Below are 19789 nucleotides of genomic sequence, written 5' to 3' on the forward strand. Positions count from 1 at the left end.
GCGCCGGAATTAATTAAAGTGAAATTACAGCGGCTGTGTTTGCGCCTCAACCACTGCCAGCGCCACCATATTAACAATTCGACGCACAGAGGCGATCGGCGTTAATACGTGAACCGGTTTTGCCACGCCCATCAGAACCGGGCCAACCGTGACACCTTCTGAACTGGAGACGCGCAGTAAATTATAACTAATACGCGCGGCTTCCATATTTGGCATCACCAGAATATTGGCCGAGCCTTTCAGCGGGCTGTCCGGCATCCGGTCATTACGAATGCTTTCCACCAGCGCGGCATCACCATGCATTTCGCCGTCAATCATCAGGTCAGGCGCACGTGCTTTGATAATCTCCAGCGCGGCGCGCATTTTGCCGGCAGACGGACAGTCGGACGAACCAAAGTTAGAGTGTGACAGCAACGCCACTTTCGGTTCGATACCAAAGCGACGCACGGTTTCCGCCGCCATCACGGCGATTTCCGCCAGCTCTTCCGGCTCAGGATCGTCATTGACGTAGGTATCGGCAATAAAGGTGTTACCGCTCGGCAGCAGCAACGCGTTCATCGCCCCGGCGGTATGGACGCCTTCACGGTAGCCAAACACCGCTTTCACCACGCTGAAGTGTTCATGGTAATCACCGATAGTGCCGCAGATCATCGCATCTGCTTCGCCGCGCTGTACCATGATCGCGCCAATCACCGTGGTGTTGGCGATCACCGCACGCTGCGCCTGCTCCTGAGTAATGCCACGACGCTTCATGATCTGGTAGTACTCGTTCCAGTACTCTTTAAAGCGCGGATCGGATTCATTGTTGACGATCTCAAAATCAACACCCGCTTTGATCTGCAGACCCAGTTTTTGAATGCGCATTTCGATTACGCCAGGACGACCAATCAGGATCGGCTTCGCCAGACCCAGCGTGATCAGTTCCTGCGTGGCGTGCAGCACGCGCGCCTCTTCCCCTTCCGGCAACACGACACGCTTCGGTGCTTTGCGTGCCTGCGAGAAAATCGGCTTCATGAACAGGTTGGTTTTGTAGACAAATTCGGTCAGCTTATCGATATAAGCATCAAAGTCGGCAATCGGGCGCATTGCCACGCCGGAATCCATCGCCGCTTTGGCAACCGCTGGCGCGATTTTAACGATCAGACGCGGGTCGAACGGTTTTGGAATGATGTATTCCGGGCCGAAACTCAGATCCTGGTCGCCATAGGCTGAGGCCACGACTTCGCTCTGCTCGGCATGCGCCAGTTCGGCAATGGCATGGACCGCAGCCAGCTTCATCTCTTCGTTGATTGCCGTCGCGCCGACGTCCAGCGCGCCACGGAAAATGAACGGGAAGCACAGGACGTTGTTGACCTGGTTCGGGTAGTCGGAACGGCCGGTACAGATAATGGCGTCCGGACGCACCTCTTTTGCCAGCGGCGGCAGAATTTCCGGTTCCGGGTTAGCCAGCGCCAGAATCATCGGCGCGCGGGCCATTTTCTTGACCATCTCCTGAGTCAGCACTTTCGGGCCTGAACAACCGAGGAAAATATCCGCGCCGTCGATGACGTCATCCAGCGTCCGTTTACCGTCATCGTCTACCGCGTAGGCCGCTTTGGTTTCAGCCATATTCGGCTCACGACCTTTGTAGATGACGCCCTTAGAGTCGCAGACCACGATGTTGTGCTTCTGCATTCCCAACGCCACCAGCAGGTTCATACAGGCGATCGCCGCCGCGCCCGCGCCGGATACCACCATCCGCACGTCGGAGATATTTTTCTCTACCACCCGCAGACCGTTAAGAATGGCGGCGGTACTGATGATCGCGGTGCCGTGCTGATCGTCATGGAACACCGGAATATTCATGCGTTCGCGCAGTTTCTGTTCGATGTAGAAACACTCCGGCGCTTTGATGTCTTCCAGGTTGATCCCGCCGAACGTCGGCTCCAGCGCGGCAACGACGTTAATAAATTTGTCCGGATCGAGCTCATCGACTTCGATATCGAACACATCAATACCGGCGAATTTCTTAAACAGAACGCCTTTGCCTTCCATGACCGGTTTACCGGCCAGCGCGCCAATATTGCCTAAGCCCAGCACCGCCGTCCCGTTAGAGATAACGGCAACCAGGTTGCCACGCGCGGTGTATTTATACGCAGCCAGCGGGTCTTTTTCGATTTCAAGACAAGGTGCCGCGACGCCCGGCGAATAGGCCAGCGCCAGATCGCGCTGCGTGGCAAGGGGCTTGGTCGGGGAAACCTGAATTTTACCAGGTACCGGGAATTCGTGGAAATCAAGGGCGCTTTGCTTTAACTGGTCATCCATCTTGTTGTTCCTTTCACGTATCGTTCAAAAAAGTCACGCGCAGTCAGGTGCGTCGCACATTATCACCGCACTGCGGGACGCAAACTTTGAAGGTCCCCAAACTATCACGACTTAAATAAAGATTTCGTAATCAACTCATAACAACCATGTTACCTGCTTAAGCCAGCAATACCATGCCTGTCTGCTATGCTTTTTTGTGGTGCACATCATGAATTTCTCAGAAGTGTGATTTTAAGCACTCACCTAACACGTTACTTTTCAAGGAGTATTTCCTATGAACCAGTTAGACGGCATCAAACAATTCACCACTGTCGTGGCCGACAGCGGCGATATTGAGTCTATTCGTCATTACCAACCCCAGGATGCCACCACCAACCCTTCGCTGCTGCTGAAGGCCGCTGGCCTGGCGCACTACGCGCATCTGATTGACGATGCGATCCAGTGGGGAAAGCAGCAGGGGAAAACCCAGGAACAGCAGGTTGCCGAAGCCTGCGACAAACTGGCGGTCAATTTTGGTGCGGAAATTCTTAAAAGCATTCCGGGACGCGTGTCGACCGAAGTGGATGCCCGACTCTCCTTCGATCAACAAAAAAGTATCGACAAGGCCCGCCACCTGGTGGATTTGTACCAGCAGCAGGGGATCGATAAATCCCGCATACTGATTAAGCTGGCCTCCACATGGGAAGGTATTCGCGCAGCAGAAGCGTTAGAGAAAGAGGGAATTAACTGTAACCTGACGCTGCTGTTTTCCTTTGCTCAGGCCCGCGCCTGCGCTGAAGCGGGCGTCTTTTTGATCTCCCCGTTTGTCGGACGCATCTATGACTGGTATCAGGCGCGCAGCCCGATGGACCCGTACGTTGTCGAGCAAGATCCCGGCGTGAAGTCGGTACGCAATATCTACGATTACTTCAAACAGCATCGCTATGACACCATCGTCATGGGTGCCAGCTTCCGCCGCACTGAGCAGATCCTCGCGCTGGCCGGCTGCGATCGCCTGACGATTGCCCCCAATCTCCTGAAAGAATTACAGGAAAAAGAAGAACCGGTCGTGCGCAAGCTGGTGCCGTCTTCGCAAACCTTCCATCGTCCCGCGCCCATGAGCGAAGCTGAATTCCGCTGGGAGCATAACCAGGATGCGATGGCGGTAGAGAAACTCTCTGACGGTATCCGTCTGTTCGCTGTTGACCAACGCAAACTGGAAGACCTGCTTGCTGCCAAACTCTAAATCTTGCCACGGAGTGTTCTATGTCCCGTAAAGACCTTGCCAATGCCATTCGTGCGCTCAGTATGGACGCTGTTCAGAAAGCCAACTCCGGCCACCCCGGCGCGCCGATGGGAATGGCAGATATCGCCGAAGTCCTGTGGAACGATTTCCTTCGCCACAACCCGACCGATCCGAGCTGGTACGATCGCGACCGTTTTATTCTCTCTAACGGTCATGCCTCGATGCTGCTTTACAGCCTGCTCCACCTGACAGGTTACGACCTGCCGATTGAAGAGCTGAAAAACTTCCGCCAGCTGCATTCCAAAACGCCGGGCCACCCGGAAATCGGCTATACGCCAGGCGTGGAAACCACCACCGGGCCGCTGGGCCAGGGGCTGGCGAACGCCGTTGGTTTAGCCATTGCCGAACGCACGCTGGCGGCACAGTTCAACCAGCTGGACCACGAGATTGTCGATCACTTCACGTATGTGTTTATGGGCGACGGCTGCCTGATGGAAGGCATTTCGCATGAGGTCTGTTCGCTGGCGGGAACGCTGGGGCTGGGCAAGCTGATCGGTTTTTACGATCACAACGGTATCTCCATTGATGGTGAAACCGACGGCTGGTTTACCGATGATACCGCCAAACGCTTTGAAGCCTACCACTGGCATGTCGTCCACGAAATCGATGGCCACAACCCGGAAGCGGTGAAGAGAGCAATTCAGGAAGCGCAGAGCGTGAAGGACAAACCGTCGCTGATTATCTGCCGCACGGTGATCGGCTTTGGCTCACCGAACAAAGCGGGGAAAGAGGAATCCCATGGCGCGGCGCTGGGCGAAGAAGAAGTGGCGCTGACGCGGCAGAAACTCGGCTGGCACCACCCGGCATTTGAGATCCCGAAAGAGATTTATCGCGCCTGGGACGCCCGCGAAAAAGGCGAGAAAGCGCAGCAACGCTGGAATGAAAAATTCGCCGCTTACCAGAAAGCGCACCCGAAACTGGCCGCGGAGTTCACGCGCCGCATGACCGGCGGTCTGCCAGAGGCGTGGGAAAAGACCACACAGAAATACATCAACGAACTGCAGGCGAATCCCGCCAAAATCGCCACCCGCAAGGCATCGCAAAATGCCCTCAACGTCTACGGTCCCCTTCTGCCGGAGCTGTTAGGCGGTTCGGCAGATCTTGCGCCGAGCAACCTGACTATCTGGAAAGGCTCCACCTCACTGAAAGAGGATCTGGCGGGCAATTACATTCACTATGGCGTGCGTGAATTCGGCATGACCGCCATTGCCAATGGTATCGCTCATCACGGTGGATTCGTACCCTATACCGCCACCTTCCTGATGTTCGTTGAATATGCGCGCAACGCAGCGCGCATGGCGGCACTGATGAAAGCGCGGCAAATCATGGTGTATACCCATGACTCTATCGGTCTGGGGGAAGATGGTCCGACCCACCAGGCCGTGGAGCAGCTGGCCAGCCTGCGCCTGACGCCCAATTTCAGCACCTGGCGTCCGTGCGATCAGGTTGAAGCCGCGGTGGGCTGGAAGCTGGCGGTCGAGCGCCATGATGGCCCCACGGCACTGATCCTGTCACGACAGAACCTGGCGCAGGTTGAACGCACGCCGGAGCAGGTGAAAGAGATCGCCCGCGGTGGCTACGTGCTGAAAGACAGCGGCGGCAAACCGGATATCATTCTGATTGCCACCGGGTCAGAAATGGAGATTACCCTACTGGCAGCGGAGAAACTGACCGGCGAAGGGCGTAACGTCCGCGTGGTGTCGCTACCTTCAACGGATATTTTCGATGCCCAGGACGAGGCATACCGCGAGTCGGTGCTGCCGTCGAACGTCAGCGCGCGCGTCGCAGTCGAAGCCGGTATTGCCGATTACTGGTACAAATATGTGGGCTTAAAAGGGGCGATTGTCGGGATGACCGGCTACGGTGAATCCGCGCCAGCAGAGAAGCTGTTCCCTTACTTCGGCTTTACGGTTGAGAACATTGTGGAGAAAGCACACAAGGTTTTGAACGCCTGATGTATGCAACGCGTCTTATCCGGCCTACAGATAGCTTTTCGTAGGTCGGATAAAACGCAGTCGCCATCCGACAGCAAATTAACGCGTGATCCATAGCGTGGGCCAGGCATCTGGCCCATGCCAACCATCACAGCTCGGCTCTTCGGCATAACGCACCAGACGAAAACGCTGGCCGTCAAAACGCCAGCGAGTCTGGATGCCGCAGTCCGTTAATCCCCGCCCTTTTGCCAGGGTAACCAGTTCGCGCGACTTCTCATCAAACACGGCGTTCATCAACTCCATGTTGTTACTTTCCGCACCGCTGTTAAACGGTAAACGCAAGCGTACGGCGTGCGAGGCCAGCGGTTTTTTCCGCGACACAATCCACGCCAGATCGATCGTGTTGTACGCTCCGGCTTCGCAGGCAATCATCAACAGGGCTTTGTCATCGGTAAGGGCGGTTACCCGCACCTCGCGGCGTGAAGGATCGAGTGAACACGTAATGCCGTTCATTCGCCAGTTGCCGTAATCAAGAAGGTCATTGCGTTCGTCGAGGGAGAGCGGTGTGGGCGTGGGGTTAACGACGGCTACGCCTTTCAGCGCCGGTGCCGGTGGTACGCTGAGTGGGGGATCGTCCCCTTTTTCAATCCACGCCGTTTCGCTGCCCACCCGCTTCTGCTGCGCGTCGATGAACAACAGCGCCGCTTTCAGCCCGGCCAGCGAAATGGTTTGGTTGCCTTTTTGCAGGGTGATCGTCTTCCCGTCCTGAATTGTCAGCAGAAATTCCGCAATGGTCGCCGTGTCGTCCGTCATCAGGTGCCACGGCGTCATTCGCCAGTGCTCTGGGCTCAGCGCCAACGGTTTGCCATCCAGCAACAGGCGTGGCGCGATATCCGCTTCGTTGGCGGGCGCGGTCAATCCGCCAAGATCGAGACGCAGGACGGCATCGGTATGCGCCCCGGCGCTGCGGCTCAGGGTCATCACCAGTCCGCCATGTTCACCGGTGTTACGCGCGACGCAAAAATTCTGGTTATTACAGGTTACCTGCCAGTCAGAAAAGGCCTGTTGCGCGGGCGCGGCCCACAGCAAGCGGGCCGGAATCAGGCCGAGCAAGAAAAGGAAAATAACGCGATAGCGCATGGACGGTAATAACCCCAGAAGTCAAACGAACAACACAGGTCGTATCTTCGTTGCGCTGTTAACCATGCTCAATCGGATTTGTCGGATAGATTCAATAATTCGTAAAGAAATATAATCCTTATTTATCAATCCATTAAATGGGAAGATTGCAAATAGTTGAGCAATAACACGGTCTTACCGTCTCGTATCTCACCGGTTTTAATCATTTCCAGCGCCTGGGTAAACGGCAATTCCAGTACAGTAATGTCTTCATCTTCGACGCCACCGCCAGCATTAGCACGCTGGCTTTCGCTGTATTCGGCGATAAAAAAGTGAATCAGCTCTGTCACACCGCCGGGAGACATGTACAGCTCAAAGAGCTTACGCACCTCGCCCACTTCATAGCCCGTCTCTTCAATGGCCTCTTTGCGAATGCAGGCTTCCGGCTCGTCGTTGTCCAGTAATCCGGCGCAGGTTTCAATCAACTGCCCGCTTTCGTTACCGTTCACCCACGTCGCTACGCGGAACTGACGAATCAACACGACGGTCTTTTTCTCTGCGTTGTACAACAGGATCGTTGCCCCATTACCACGATCGTACACTTCACGTTTGTGGCGGATGACGTCGCCGTTCGAGCGGGTCAGATCGTAGGTAATATTGCGCAGGATGAAATAGTTATCAGAAAGAACTTTGTCTTTAACGAGGGTGATTTTTTGCGACATATCGGCTCCACAGCGTAAGAAGAGAAATTATACTACGCCGTGAAGCCGGTTTTGTCTGTGTAAGATAAGGCTGATTTGTGCCGGACAGAGGTGAATTGTAGACCTGATAAGCGCAGCGCCATCAGGCGCGGATAGGCCGGATGTCGGCGACGCCTTATCCGGCCTACGGCATAGTCAAACGTTTACAGCCCCAGCCAGTCGACGATCCCCTGCGCCGCATGGCGTCCTTCTGCCATCGCGGTGACCACCAGATCGGCGCCGCGAACGGCATCGCCGCCGGCAAAGATTTTCGGGTTAGTGGTCTGGTAACGGTATGCACTCTCCACGTTTGCCGCGATGCGACCCCAGTTGTCCACTTGCACTCCATGGCTCTCCAGCCACGGCATCCCGTGCGGATGGAAACCAAACGCCATGATCACGGCATCTGCCGGCATCACAAACTCACTGCCGGCAATCGGCACCGGACGGCGGCGTCCCTGGGCATCCGGCTCACCCAACTGCGTACGCAGCAAACGAATGCCACAAACGCGCCCGTCCGCGCTCAGTTCCAGATCGACCGGCTGCACGTTGAACTCGAAGTTAGCCCCTTCCTCACGCGCGTTTTTCACCTCTTTCTTCGAACCTGGCATGTTGGCTTCGTCACGGCGGTAGGCGCAGGTGACCTGGCTTGCGCCATGACGCAGCGCGGTACGGACACAGTCCATCGCCGTGTCACCGCCGCCCAACACCACCACGTTGAGTCCGGCGGTGTCGATGTACGGCTCTTCAGGACATTCGTCCAGTCCCATCACCTGTTTGGTATTCGCGATCAGGAATGGCAGCGCGTCATAGACGCCCGGCGCATCTTCGTTGGGCAGGTCGGCCTTCATCGAACGATAGGTTCCCACGCCGACAAATACGGCGTCGTAATCCTCCAGCAGCGCCTCCATTTTCACATCCCTGCCCACTTCGCAGTTCAGCTCAAACTGGATCCCCATCGCGCTGAAAATTTCCCGACGGCGCGCCAGCAGTGATTTATCCAGTTTGAAGGCCGGGATGCCAAAGGTCAGCAGTCCGCCTATTTCGGGATGACGATCAAAAACCGTGGCGCTGACGCCGCGACGCGCCAGCACGTCGGCGCAGGCAAGCCCTGCCGGACCGGCGCCAATAATCGCCACGCGCTTATCGACCTTCTGGACATGGCTCAGATCCGGCCGCCAGCCTTGACCCAGCGCGCGGTCGGAAATGTAACGTTCAATGTTGCCGATCGTCACCGCGCCATGCTCGTCGCGCACCGTACAGGCGCCTTCGCACAGTCGGTCTTGTGGACAAACGCGCCCGGTGATTTCCGGCAAACAGTTCGTCTGGTGAGACAATTCCACCGCCGCATCAATGTTTCCGGCTTTTACCAGTTCAATCCACTGAGGGATGTGGTTATGCAGCGGGCAGGTCCATTCACAAATGCTGTGCTCACCGCACTTCAGGCAGCGAGAGGCTTCCTGCTCCGCCTGAGCCGTGCGAAACGGCAGATAGATTTCGTCAAAGCTGACTTTTCGCGCATCGATAGCCAGTTTATCCGGTTCACCACGCGCTGGCGTCGCGCGCATTTGCTCAATTTTGCTCATGGTGGAGAAAGCGGTCGCCGTCGCATCCGCATGCCACGGCTGATTCTCCTGCCGGGCTGTACGTAAACGTCGCGCTTTCGCCAGCCGGGTTAACGACCCTTCCGTCACCAGTTGCAGCGCGTCCGCAGGACAATTCTCCACACAGGCCGGTCCATTTTCCCGCCCCTGGCAGAGGTCACATTTATGCGCCGTCGCTTTGACCTGACCTTTGGCGACGGGCGTCAGGACGATTTGCATGGTGCCGAACGGACAGGCCACCACGCAGGATTTACAGCCGATACACTTTTGCTGATTGACCTGCACGCTGTCGTTAACGTGGCTTATCGCTCCATTCGGACAACTGCGGGCGCAGGGAGCATCTTCGCAATGGTGACAGGTCACTGCACTTCGCTGATGCTGATGCTTGATAACCGTGATCCGGGGCTGGTAGTGACGTTGGCTAAGGACATGTTGCTCTTCATTGTGGGCCAAAACGCAAGCAACTTCACAGGCATGGCATCCCAGGCACTGTTGGCTGTTGGCCATAATAAAACGGTTCATGGCGACCTTCTTTTTTGGTTGTAAAAACCTTATTCTTTATATAAGTGTTGTTATTAACCGACTGACCACACGTCGGCAATGTTCATTTGCCCAGGAAGCACAACTATTTCTACAGAACCTGTGGCAGATCAATTTATTTCAGCCAGAGTGAAATTACGTTTCAGATCTGCGAGAGATTTTTACCGTAAGCACTTTTAAAGGAAATTACGCGTGTGATCGTCAAACGCCCCGTCTCGGCCAGTCTGGCCCGGGCTTTTTTTTACATTGTCCTGCTCTCGATTCTCTCGACCGGCGTTGCGTTACTGACGCTGGCCAGCAGCCTGCGGGATGCCGAAGCCATTAACGTGGCGGGTTCATTACGTATGCAGAGCTATCGTCTGGGGTACGATCTGCAAAGCCACAGCCCGCAATTAAACGCCCATCGCCAGCTCTTTCAGCAGGCCCTCAACTCACCGGCGTTAAGCAATCTGAATGCCTGGTATGTGCCTCAGGCGGTGAAAGGTCGCTACGCGCAACTGCACGCCAACTGGCTGGAGATGAATCCCCGCCTGATTGATGGTGATCTGCAGTGGTATCAGAACAACATTAACGCCTACGTCGATAAGATCGATCTCTTCGTGCTGGCCTTGCAGCACTATGCCGAACGCAAAGTGATGCTGGTGGTGGGGATCTCGCTGGCGGGCGGTATCGGGATTTTTACCCTCGTCTTTTTCACCCTGCGCCGTATTCGTCATCAGGTTGTGCGCCCACTGAATCAACTGGTGATGGCCAGTCAGCGTATTGAACACGGTCAGTTTGACTCGCCGCCGCTGGATACGCACCTTCCCAACGAGCTGGGGCTACTGGCGAAGACCTTTAATCAGATGTCGAGCGAGTTGCATAAGCTGTACCGCTCGCTGGAAGCGAAGGTCGAAGAAAAGACCCACGATCTCCATGAAGCCAAACGGCGTCTGGAAGTGCTGTACCAGTGTTCTCAGGCGCTGAATACCAGTCAGATTGATGTGCACTGCTTCCGCCATATTTTGCAGATTGTCCGTGATAACGAAGCGGCACAATTTCTTGAGCTTACCGTCGGGGAAAACTGGCGTATCAGTGAGGGTGAAAAACAGGCCGACCTGCCGATGCAAATCCTCCCGGTGACCATGCAGGAGACGGTCTATGGCGAGCTGCACTGGCAAAGTCAGCATGTCGCCAGCGCGATCCCGCTGTTAAACAGCGTATCGACCATGCTGGGGCGCGGCCTGTACTTCAACCATGCGCAGAAACACTTCCAGCAACTGTTGCTGATGGAAGAGCGCGCCACCATTGCCCGCGAACTGCATGACTCTCTGGCGCAGGTGCTCTCGTATCTGCGCATTCAGTTGACGCTGCTCAAGCGCGCCATTCCGGAGGATAACGCCCCGGCGCAGGCCATTATGGATGACTTCTCGCGGGCGCTGAACGATGCCTATCGTCAGTTGCGTGAACTACTGACCACCTTCCGTCTGACGTTGCAGCAGGCCGATTTACCCTCCGCGCTGCATGAAATGCTCGAAGCGCTACAAGGGCAAACTGCCGCTAAACTCACTCTGGACTGCCGGTTGCCGACGCTGGCGCTCGATGCGCAGATGCAGGTCCATTTGTTACAGATTATCCGGGAAGCGGTGCTCAACGCGATGAAGCACGCCAGTGCCAGTGAGATTGCCGTCAGCTGTGTGACGGCGCCGGATGGCAATCACACGGTGTATATTCGCGATAACGGCGTGGGCATTGGCGAGCCTAACGAACCGGCGGGGCATTATGGCCTGAACATTATGCGCGAGCGCGCGGAACGTCTTGGCGGCACGTTAAGTTTCTCGCAGCCTTCCGGCGGCGGGACGTTAGTGAGCATTAGCTTTCGCTCGACAGAATCAGAAGAGGATGCGAGTCATCTGACATAAAATCGCACAAAACCGGACGTGAGCGTGCGGGAAGCTGACAAACGCTGTAATCAGGCATGATAATTTACATTATCTCCTTTTTTTCTCCACGTTTGACTCGTAGCTTCCCGCTACAGTGAAGCAAGTCATACCTATAAAGATATGTAGAATAATGAGGTCCTCTTTCTGATGGCGAATTTCTTTATCGATCGCCCCATATTTGCCTGGGTGCTGGCTATCCTGTTGTGCCTGACAGGTACCCTGGCTATTTTCTCTTTGCCGGTGGAGCAATATCCGGATCTGGCGCCGCCAAACGTGCGCATCACGGCAAACTATCCCGGCGCCTCCGCCCAAACGCTGGAAAACACCGTCACCCAGGTCATTGAGCAGAACATGACCGGCCTCGATAATCTGATGTACATGTCATCGCAAAGCAGCGGCACCGGACAAGCGTCGGTCACGCTGAGCTTCGTGGCAGGCACCGATCCGGATGAAGCAGTACAACAGGTCCAGAACCAGTTACAGTCGGCGATGCGTAAACTGCCGCAGGCGGTACAGAACCAGGGCGTCACGGTTCGTAAGACCGGGGATACCAACATCCTGACGATTGCTTTTGTCTCCACCGACGGGTCGATGGATAAGCAGGATATCGCGGACTACGTCGCCAGTAATATTCAGGATCCGCTCAGCCGGGTGAGCGGCGTCGGCGATATCGATGCCTACGGCTCGCAATATTCCATGCGCATCTGGCTGGATCCGGCAAAGCTCAACAGCTTCCAGATGACCGCGAAAGATGTCACCGACGCCATTGAGTCGCAGAACGCGCAGATCGCCGTCGGACAGCTTGGCGGTACCCCTTCCATTGATACCCAGGCGCTGAACGCCACCATTAATGCCCAGTCGCTACTGCAAACGCCGGAACAGTTTCGCGCCATTACGCTGCGCGTCAATCAGGATGGATCAGAAGTGACCTTAGGCGATGTCGCCACCGTCGAAATGGGGGCGGAGAAGTATGACTATCTCAGCCGTTTTAATGGTAATGCGGCCTCCGGGCTTGGAGTAAAACTGGCATCGGGGGCCAACGAAATGGCCACCGCGACCCAGGTGATTAAGCGTCTGGATGAACTGGCGCAGTATTTCCCGCACGGTCTGGAATACAAGGTGGCCTATGAAACCACCTCCTTCGTTAAGGCTTCTATTGAAGATGTGGTGAAAACACTGCTGGAAGCCATCGCGCTGGTGTTCCTCGTGATGTACCTGTTCCTGCAAAACTTCCGCGCCACGCTGATCCCCACCATTGCCGTACCGGTGGTGCTGATGGGGACGTTTTCGGTGCTCTATGCCTTCGGCTACAGCATCAATACTCTGACCATGTTTGCGATGGTACTGGCGATCGGCCTGCTGGTGGATGACGCCATCGTGGTTGTGGAAAACGTCGAGCGTATTATGAGTGAGGAAGGCCTCACGCCGCGCGAGGCGACACGAAAATCGATGGGACAAATTCAGGGCGCGCTGGTTGGTATCGCGATGGTGCTGTCAGCCGTCTTCGTACCGATGGCCTTCTTTGGCGGGACTACCGGGGCAATCTACCGTCAGTTCTCTATTACCATTGTGGCGGCGATGGTGCTTTCCGTTCTGGTGGCGATGATCCTCACCCCTGCCCTGTGCGCCACCCTGCTTAAACCGCTGCACAAAGGCGAGCATCACGGGCAAACCGGTTTCTTCGGCTGGTTTAACCGCACCTTCAACCGTAACGCCGAACGCTATGAAAAAGGTGTGGCCAAAATTCTGCATCGCAGCCTGCGCTGGATCCTGATTTATGTGCTGCTGCTTGGCGCGATGGTGGTTCTGTTCCTGCGTCTGCCGACCTCGTTCCTGCCGCTGGAAGATCGCGGTATGTTTATCACCTCAGTTCAGTTGCCAAGCGGCTCCACGCAGCAACAAACCTTAAAAGTGGTACAGGAAGTCGAGAAATATTATTTCACCCACGAAAAGGATACCGTCCAGTCCGTCTTTGCGACGGTCGGTTCCGGCCCGGGAGGCAACGGTCAGAACGTGGCGCGTATGTTTGTACGCCTGAAAGACTGGAGCGAACGCGACCCGACGACTGGCACCTCGTTTGCTATTATCGAACGTGCGACGAAGGCGTTTAACAATATCAAAGAGGCGCGCGTATTCGCCAGCAGCCCGCCTGCCATCAGCGGTCTCGGCAGTTCCGCAGGTTTTGATATGGAACTGCAGGATCACGCTGGCGCCGGTCATGATGCCTTAATGGCCGCGCGTGACCAACTGCTTCGCCTGGCGTCGCAGGATAGCGCCCTGACCCGTGTGCGCCACAACGGTCTGGACGACAGTCCTCAGCTGCAAATTGATGTCGACCAACGCAAAGCGCAGGCGCTGGGTGTATCCATTGACGACATCAACGATACGTTGCAGACCGCCTGGGGATCGAGTTACGTCAACGACTTTATGGACCGTGGCCGCGTGAAAAAGGTCTACGTCCAGGCGGCAGCGAAATACCGCATGCTGCCAGACGACATCAACCTGTGGTACGTGCGCAATAACAGCGGCGGCATGGTGCCTTTCTCCGCCTTCGCCACCTCTCGCTGGGAGACCGGTTCTCCACGTCTGGAGCGCTACAACGGCTATTCTGCCGTCGAAATTGTCGGTGAAGCCGCACCTGGGGTGAGTACCGGGACAGCGATGGATGTGATGGAGTCGCTGGTGCGTCAGTTGCCGACCGGATTTGGTCTGGAATGGACCGCCATGTCGTACCAGGAGCGACTCTCCGGAGCGCAGGCTCCGGCCCTGTATGCCATTTCACTGTTGGTGGTATTCCTGTGTCTGGCCGCGCTGTATGAAAGCTGGTCAGTACCGTTCTCGGTGATGCTGGTGGTGCCGTTGGGGGTCATCGGCGCGCTGCTTGCGACCTGGATGCGGGGTCTGGAAAACGATGTCTATTTCCAGGTCGGGCTGTTGACGGTCATTGGGCTTTCGGCGAAGAACGCCATTTTGATCGTTGAATTTGCCAATGAGATGAACGAGAAAGGACACGATCTGCTGGATGCGACGCTGCATGCGTGTCGGCAGCGCTTACGTCCGATCCTGATGACCTCGCTGGCGTTTATCTTCGGCGTGTTGCCGATGGCCATCAGCAGCGGGGCGGGTTCCGGCGGTCAACACGCCGTCGGGACGGGCGTCATGGGCGGGATGATCTCGGCAACGGTACTGGCAATCTACTTTGTGCCGCTGTTTTTCGTGCTGGTCCGTCGCCGCTTCCCACTGAAGCCGCGTCCGGAATAAGAGACAAAAAAAGGCGACCTGCCAACGGGTCGCCCTTTCTGTGTGATGAATCTCACACGGTGTGTTCTGTTATTTGGTCATCCTTCCAGAAATTTATTTGCGAAGCATAACTTCGATAAAATCTTTCCAGTTCCCCAGTTCGCGTTCAATCATAACAACCTCTGCTTTTTATTATGCGTATTCTACAAAAACATTATCTCCTGGTGAAGACAAATTAACCAATTGCTGTGATTACATCCTCCGGGGTGTGGGGTGATGTCATCACTATGGCGCGGTACCCATAAATTTTATGTGACATACAGCAATAATTCGAAACAATCATACCTTATCTGGTACTTCTTCAATTTCGATTAAAAAACAGATGGCTGCAAGGGAGAAATTCCGAATTTTGATTAAGACGAAAATTCCAACAAATTCAGGAATTATTATTCACATTACTTCAACAATGTTATATTTACCGATCACGATTAAATGACAAGATGTATTATCGGACGTAACGATATTGATGATTATATAATCAGTTTACGTTAATAAGGATGCACATGATTACCCTCTACGGTATTAAAAATTGCGACACCATTAAAAAGGCCCGCCGCTGGCTGGAAGCGCGTGGCATTGACTACCGTTTTCACGATTACCGTGTCGATGGGCTGGACAACACACTTCTCACTTCATTTATCAATGAATTAGGGTGGGAATCGCTTCTCAACACCCGTGGGACGACGTGGCGAAAACTAGATGAAACCACACGCAGTCATATCACCGATGCCGCGTCTGCCGCCGCATTAATGACTGAAATGCCGGCGATCATCAAACGTCCATTGCTCTGCGCGCCCGGGAAGCCTATGCTGCTGGGTTTTAGTGAATCCAGTTATCAGCAGTTTTTTGACGAGGTGTAGTCTATGTCGTGCCCGGTTATTGAGCTGACACAACAGCTTATTCGCCGCCCTTCCCTGAGCCCGGATGATGCGGGATGTCAGGCGTTGATGATTGAACGCCTGCGCGCGATCGGTTTTACCGTTGAGCGCATGGATTTTGCGGATACACAGAATTTTTGGGCATGGCGCGGACAGGGGGAGACGCTGGCGTTTGCCGGTCACACCGACGTCGTGCCGGCGGGCGATGCCGACCGCTGGATCAACCCACCTTTCGAGCCGACCATTCGCGACGGGATGTTGTTCGGCCGCGGCGCGGCGGATATGAAAGGTTCGCTGGCGGCCATGGTGGTGGCGGCAGAGCGCTTTGTCGCTCAGCACCCGAACCACAAAGGGCGGCTGGCGTTTCTGATCACCTCCGATGAAGAGGCCAGCGCGAAAAACGGTACCGTCAAGGTTGTCGAGGCGCTGATGGCGCGTCATGAGCGCCTGGATTACTGTCTGGTTGGCGAACCCTCAAGTACCGAAGTCGTGGGTGACGTGGTGAAAAACGGTCGTCGCGGATCGCTCACCTGCAACCTGACCATCCACGGCGTGCAGGGTCACGTCGCCTATCCACACCTGGCGGATAACCCGGTACACCGCGCCGCGCCCATGCTCAATGAACTGGTGAATATTGAGTGGGATCAGGGCAATGAATTTTTCCCGGCCACCAGCATGCAGATTGCCAATGTTCAGGCGGGTACCGGTAGCAATAACGTCATCCCCGGTGAACTGTTTGTGCAGTTCAACTTCCGTTTCAGTACCGAACTGACCGACGAAATGATCAAAGCGCGGGTGCACGCGCTGCTCGAAAAGCATCAGCTGCGCTATACCGTTGACTGGTGGCTCTCTGGCCAGCCGTTCCTGACCGATCGCGGAAAGCTGGTGGATGCGGTCGTGAACGCCATCGAGCACTATAATGAAATTAAACCGCAGTTACTGACCACGGGCGGTACGTCTGATGGACGGTTTATCGCTCGTATGGGGGCGCAGGTCGTGGAGCTCGGTCCGGTGAATGCCACGATTCATAAAATCAATGAATGCGTGAACGCCGCCGACCTGCAACTGCTTGCCCGTATGTATCAACGTATAATGGAACAACTCGTCGCCTGACGAGGTTCCTGCAAGAGGTAACGCGCATGGACTGGCTGGCAAAATATTGGTGGATTCTGGTGCTGGTGTTTTTGGTAGGTGTACTGCTGAATGTGATCAAGGATCTCAAAAGCGTCGACCACAAAAAATTCCTCGCGAATAAACCGGAGCTTCCCCCGCATCGTGATTTCAACGATAAGTGGGATGACGACGACGATTGGCCGAAGAAAGACCAACCGAAGAAATAAACAAAGGCCGGAAGGGTTCCCCATTCCGGCTTTATTTTTTAGATCATCTCAATCACGTCATCATCGTTCGGCGTACCGCCGCTGAGCGCTTCGTCAAAGTAGTGCTTCGGCACGGTATAGCGCAAATGATCGAGAGCAAACTGCATGCTACGGTCGTCAATCGCGTGACCGAGGTCTTCCACAATATCCAGCGTGACATCCCCGCCCGCACTTAACAGCGCGTCCTGGGCGGCTACCGCATGCGAAAGCTCAATGACCCGATCTTCACCACCGTGGATCAAGTGGATCGTAGTGGCAGTCGATGCGCTTTCCGGCAGGCTGGCATAGCGTCCGTTAAACGCAATCACCCGCGAGGCCAGACCGGGCTCGGCTTTGATGCTCTCCAGCACCATAATCGCGCCCTGAGAGAAACCAATCAGCGCCGTGGCATTCGCCCCTACGCCACTCTGTTTTTGCCAGTAGCGTACGGTTTCGATAAACACCGGCATGATAGCGTCAATCCGCGCCTGGCGATTCTCTTCCGTCACCCCTTGCACGGAAAACCACTGCCGCCCGGATGCCGGACCGCTCGGCTCAACGCCGCCGATACTGACCACCAGCGCGTCCGGGAAGAGAGGGGCAAACCACGACCCTATCTCACCCATCGCGACGGGGTTATCGCCCACGCCATGAAACAGCAGCAACAGCTGTTGAGCAGGTTGGGCCGGACTTTGAACAACAAAATGGTCATGTTTCATGGCGATCTCCTTAACTGATGTCGTTAATTCTACGCTGCTCAATCGCAATGACCATGCCAGAAAATTGAAGGAGTTAGTGAAAAAATTGCCATTGCAGAATCCGATTACGGTCATGCTCAGTCCGCGCGGGATCCAGCCCGGCTAATGCCTGCGCCGCCTCTTCCCGCTGACGCTTCAACAGTGCTTTGCGCCCTGAAAGGCGCAATGTCAGGCAGAGCGCTGCATCGCTGAGGCGTGCTTGCAGGCTGCCCCGCAGCGCCGCTAGCGGCAACGTGCTGGTCGCCAGCAGGCGGCTCAGACCGCCGAGAGAGGTCAGCAACGGACGGTGCGCGAAAGCAAACCCCGCCAGCGTCTGCCAGTCATCTTCATTAAGCGTAGTCGCTTTCAGCGACTCGACCGGGATCGCCTCCCCATTCCACCGCGCAAGAATATCCGCATCGCGACGCAAACGGTGGTGTTCATATTCGGCAAGGCGTCTGCCTGCCGCGTTTAGCGGTAAGAGCGCCATTGCGGTATAGCAGCCGCTACTGGCCTCCTTGTGGTTGCCTACGCGCACCAGAATAAAGCCACAGCGCTGCCAGAAGCGCCACAGCTCAGGCGTATAGCCAAAGCTCACGGAAAGATAGTCACAGTGTGCCGCATGGGCCTGCGCGATCAACTGTTGCCCAATGCCCTCACGCTGGCGTCCCGGATGGACGGCAATACGACTGATTCGACGACCGGTCAGGGTAGCCGCCAGCGGATCGCCGCCGTGTGCCGCCAGCGACTGCGCGACGAGGTTCCCCCGCGGTCGCCGAAATCCCGCCCAGACCGCCTGACTGAGTTCTGCAGCAAGGCCGCCTTCCTCAACCAGCCAGAGCGCCCCGACAATTTCCCTGTCACAGGTGGCGCGGAAAAAATGCTGCCCCGGCGCATCCATCATCCGGCGGAGATCCAGCGGAGAGGTACGATAGTGCGCCCCGGAAAGCAACCGATAGACCGCCAGAGGCATTTCCGGTTGCGTCTGCCAGGCATATTGTTCAAAAGGCGTAATCACAATGCTGCCCTGCGGAGTGGTCGCAAAATGGTCATCATCAAAAACCAGCGCATCGCTGACCCATTTCTCCAGCGGACATCCCTGCGCCCAACGGACGGGTTGCTGAAGTTCATAACGCTGTAATTCCGGGAAGCGGGCGCAAAATTTCAACAAAAAGCCGCGTCCGGTGCCTTCGTAGCCCTGTACGGTCGTTGTCAGTAAGGTGCGCGGGAAACGGGAAACAAGACGCTGAAGGAGCGGCGCGGGGATCGCCGCCGCCTCATCCACCACCAGCCAGTCGGCATCAGCCTCCGCGCTCAGCAGCGCATCTGGCGCCATAAAGCGGAAGCGGTCACCGGCAAATTGCGCCAGCACGTCCGTTGCCGCTTTCGCCGGCGCCGTCACAATGGAGTTGCCCGCAATACGCGAAATCAACTGACCGGCCAGCGCCGATTTCCCTCGCCCGCGCGCGGCGGTCACCGTGGCGATCCCTTCGGGCATCTGTAGCAGTTGCGTCAGAATGGCGGCCTGTTCCGGCAGCGGCGCACCGGTTGCGGACTGCCAGTGAGGACGTTCTGGAAAATGCGGTACGCAAAACGGCTGCGACTGCTGCCAGCACAGCGTCTGCTCATCCGCCACGATCAGGCGACGGATGCGGTGGATAAAATGGGGAGTCGCAATAGGTTGTGCGCAGTCGCTCCAGCGCAGCGAATCATTATCAGGACAGAGATGCCAGCGTGCCAGTGGCGGCGTGAGTAACACCAGCCAACTGCCCGCACGCAGCGTTCCGCTTAAGGCAGCAAAGGCCGCCGCATCAAACCCGGCCAGAGCGTCGAAAACGGCATGGTGGAATTCACGTCCCAGTAACGTTTGCAGCGCCAGCGGCGTGCAGCAGGGTTCGGCGGTCGCATCAGGAGAAACCCATAGCCAGTCACCGGGCAACGCGTCACGCAGGTGCTGGACTTGTTCATGACACCAGGACGCCTCGCCGCTCAGCACCAGCAGGCGGCGAATCCCCTCCCGGGTCATTTGCGCGGTTAACGCATTCAGCGCGGTATAACCAGACATCCC

The 19789-nt window shown here is 56.1% G+C and carries 14 protein-coding genes; 7 read left to right on the plus strand and 7 right to left on the minus strand.

The features are described 5' to 3' along the window. Nucleotides 1-24: 24 nt before the first annotated feature. Nucleotides 25-2304 carry an NADP-dependent oxaloacetate-decarboxylating malate dehydrogenase gene (gene maeB, locus AL479_RS02405; RefSeq protein ID WP_061074930.1) on the minus strand — a complete coding sequence of 760 codons (2280 nt, stop codon included), beginning with the start codon at nt 2302-2304 and terminating at the stop codon, nt 25-27. A 274-nt stretch (nt 2305-2578) separates the two neighbouring features. Between maeB and tal the strand changes: the two genes are divergently transcribed. Then, nucleotides 2579-3529 carry a transaldolase gene (gene tal, locus AL479_RS02415; RefSeq protein WP_061074931.1) on the plus strand — a complete coding sequence of 317 codons (951 nt, stop codon included), beginning with the start codon at nt 2579-2581 and terminating at the stop codon, nt 3527-3529. Between the two features lie 20 nt (nt 3530-3549). Next, nucleotides 3550-5544 (plus strand): transketolase, encoded by a 1995-nt coding sequence (tkt, locus tag AL479_RS02420; protein ID WP_061074932.1) that lies wholly within the window; start codon nt 3550-3552, stop codon nt 5542-5544. A 78-nt stretch (nt 5545-5622) separates the two neighbouring features. Here the strand turns inward: tkt and AL479_RS02425 are convergent, their stop codons facing one another. The 3 genes from AL479_RS02425 to aegA form a co-directional block, all read right to left on the minus strand. Then, the gene (locus AL479_RS02425) at nt 5623-6663 is read right to left on the minus strand and encodes a DUF1176 domain-containing protein (protein ID WP_061074933.1); all 1041 of its coding nucleotides are present in this window, start codon (nt 6661-6663) and stop codon (nt 5623-5625) included. A 125-nt stretch (nt 6664-6788) separates the two neighbouring features. Then, the gene (gene nudK / locus AL479_RS02430) at nt 6789-7364 is read right to left on the minus strand and encodes a GDP-mannose pyrophosphatase NudK (RefSeq protein WP_061074934.1); all 576 of its coding nucleotides are present in this window, start codon (nt 7362-7364) and stop codon (nt 6789-6791) included. Nucleotides 7365-7546: 182 nt separating this feature from the next. Continuing rightward, nucleotides 7547-9508, minus strand: coding sequence for a formate-dependent uric acid utilization protein AegA (gene aegA / locus AL479_RS02435; protein WP_061074935.1), 1962 nt, complete (start codon nt 9506-9508; stop codon nt 7547-7549). 212 nt (nt 9509-9720) lie between these two features. Here aegA and narQ point away from each other — a divergent pair, with 212 nt between their 5' ends. Further along, nucleotides 9721-11427: a nitrate/nitrite two-component system sensor histidine kinase NarQ gene (gene narQ, locus AL479_RS02445; RefSeq protein WP_061074936.1), complete on the plus strand. Its 1707-nt coding sequence runs from the start codon at nt 9721-9723 to the stop codon at nt 11425-11427. A 168-nt stretch (nt 11428-11595) separates the two neighbouring features. Beyond that, nucleotides 11596-14709, plus strand: a complete 3114-nt coding sequence (gene acrD, locus AL479_RS02450; protein ID WP_061074937.1) for a multidrug efflux RND transporter permease AcrD — start codon at nt 11596-11598, stop codon at nt 14707-14709. Nucleotides 14710-14802: 93 nt separating this feature from the next. Here the strand turns inward: acrD and ypfM are convergent, their stop codons facing one another. Continuing rightward, nucleotides 14803-14862: a protein YpfM gene (gene ypfM, locus AL479_RS02455; protein WP_001386977.1), complete on the minus strand. Its 60-nt coding sequence runs from the start codon at nt 14860-14862 to the stop codon at nt 14803-14805. 389 nt (nt 14863-15251) lie between these two features. On the opposite strand from ypfM, the gene AL479_RS02460 reads away from it, so the two are divergent. From AL479_RS02460 to AL479_RS02470, 3 genes are read left to right on the plus strand one after another with little or no spacing between them, the layout of a single operon-like run. Then, nucleotides 15252-15608, plus strand: a complete 357-nt coding sequence (locus AL479_RS02460) for an ArsC family reductase (protein WP_061074938.1) — start codon at nt 15252-15254, stop codon at nt 15606-15608. A gap of 3 nt (nt 15609-15611) precedes the next feature. Then, nucleotides 15612-16739: a succinyl-diaminopimelate desuccinylase gene (dapE, locus tag AL479_RS02465; RefSeq protein WP_061074939.1), complete on the plus strand. Its 1128-nt coding sequence runs from the start codon at nt 15612-15614 to the stop codon at nt 16737-16739. Nucleotides 16740-16765: 26 nt separating this feature from the next. Then, on the plus strand, nt 16766-16966 hold the full coding sequence (locus AL479_RS02470; protein WP_061074940.1) for a YpfN family protein: 201 nt from the start codon (nt 16766-16768) through the stop codon (nt 16964-16966). A 38-nt stretch (nt 16967-17004) separates the two neighbouring features. Here the strand turns inward: AL479_RS02470 and ypfH are convergent, their stop codons facing one another. After that, nucleotides 17005-17703, minus strand: coding sequence for an esterase (gene ypfH, locus AL479_RS02475; RefSeq protein WP_061074941.1), 699 nt, complete (start codon nt 17701-17703; stop codon nt 17005-17007). Nucleotides 17704-17776: 73 nt separating this feature from the next. Then, the gene (locus tag AL479_RS02480) at nt 17777-19786 is read right to left on the minus strand and encodes a tRNA(Met) cytidine acetyltransferase TmcA (protein WP_061074942.1); all 2010 of its coding nucleotides are present in this window, start codon (nt 19784-19786) and stop codon (nt 17777-17779) included. Between the last annotated feature and the right edge of the window lie 3 nt (nt 19787-19789).

It is taken from the genome of Citrobacter amalonaticus (assembly GCF_001559075.2).
Classification (GTDB): Bacteria; Pseudomonadota; Gammaproteobacteria; order Enterobacterales; family Enterobacteriaceae; genus Citrobacter_A; species Citrobacter_A amalonaticus_F.

What these genes read in the sequence shown, in the direction of transcription:
- maeB (WP_061074930.1), bottom strand. Translation starts at nt 2,304, where the DNA reads ATGGATGACCAGTTAAAGCAAAGCGCCCTTGATTTCCACGAATTCCCG.
- tal (WP_061074931.1), top strand. Translation starts at nt 2,579, where the DNA reads ATGAACCAGTTAGACGGCATCAAACAATTCACCACTGTCGTGGCCGAC.
- tkt (WP_061074932.1), top strand. Translation starts at nt 3,550, where the DNA reads ATGTCCCGTAAAGACCTTGCCAATGCCATTCGTGCGCTCAGTATGGAC.
- AL479_RS02425 (WP_061074933.1), bottom strand. Translation starts at nt 6,663, where the DNA reads ATGCGCTATCGCGTTATTTTCCTTTTCTTGCTCGGCCTGATTCCGGCC.
- nudK (WP_061074934.1), bottom strand. Translation starts at nt 7,364, where the DNA reads ATGTCGCAAAAAATCACCCTCGTTAAAGACAAAGTTCTTTCTGATAAC.
- aegA (WP_061074935.1), bottom strand. Translation starts at nt 9,508, where the DNA reads ATGAACCGTTTTATTATGGCCAACAGCCAACAGTGCCTGGGATGCCAT.
- acrD (WP_061074937.1), top strand. Translation starts at nt 11,596, where the DNA reads ATGGCGAATTTCTTTATCGATCGCCCCATATTTGCCTGGGTGCTGGCT.
- AL479_RS02460 (WP_061074938.1), top strand. Translation starts at nt 15,252, where the DNA reads ATGATTACCCTCTACGGTATTAAAAATTGCGACACCATTAAAAAGGCC.
- dapE (WP_061074939.1), top strand. Translation starts at nt 15,612, where the DNA reads ATGTCGTGCCCGGTTATTGAGCTGACACAACAGCTTATTCGCCGCCCT.
- AL479_RS02470 (WP_061074940.1), top strand. Translation starts at nt 16,766, where the DNA reads ATGGACTGGCTGGCAAAATATTGGTGGATTCTGGTGCTGGTGTTTTTG.
- ypfH (WP_061074941.1), bottom strand. Translation starts at nt 17,703, where the DNA reads ATGAAACATGACCATTTTGTTGTTCAAAGTCCGGCCCAACCTGCTCAA.
- AL479_RS02480 (WP_061074942.1), bottom strand. Translation starts at nt 19,786, where the DNA reads ATGTCTGGTTATACCGCGCTGAATGCGTTAACCGCGCAAATGACCCGG.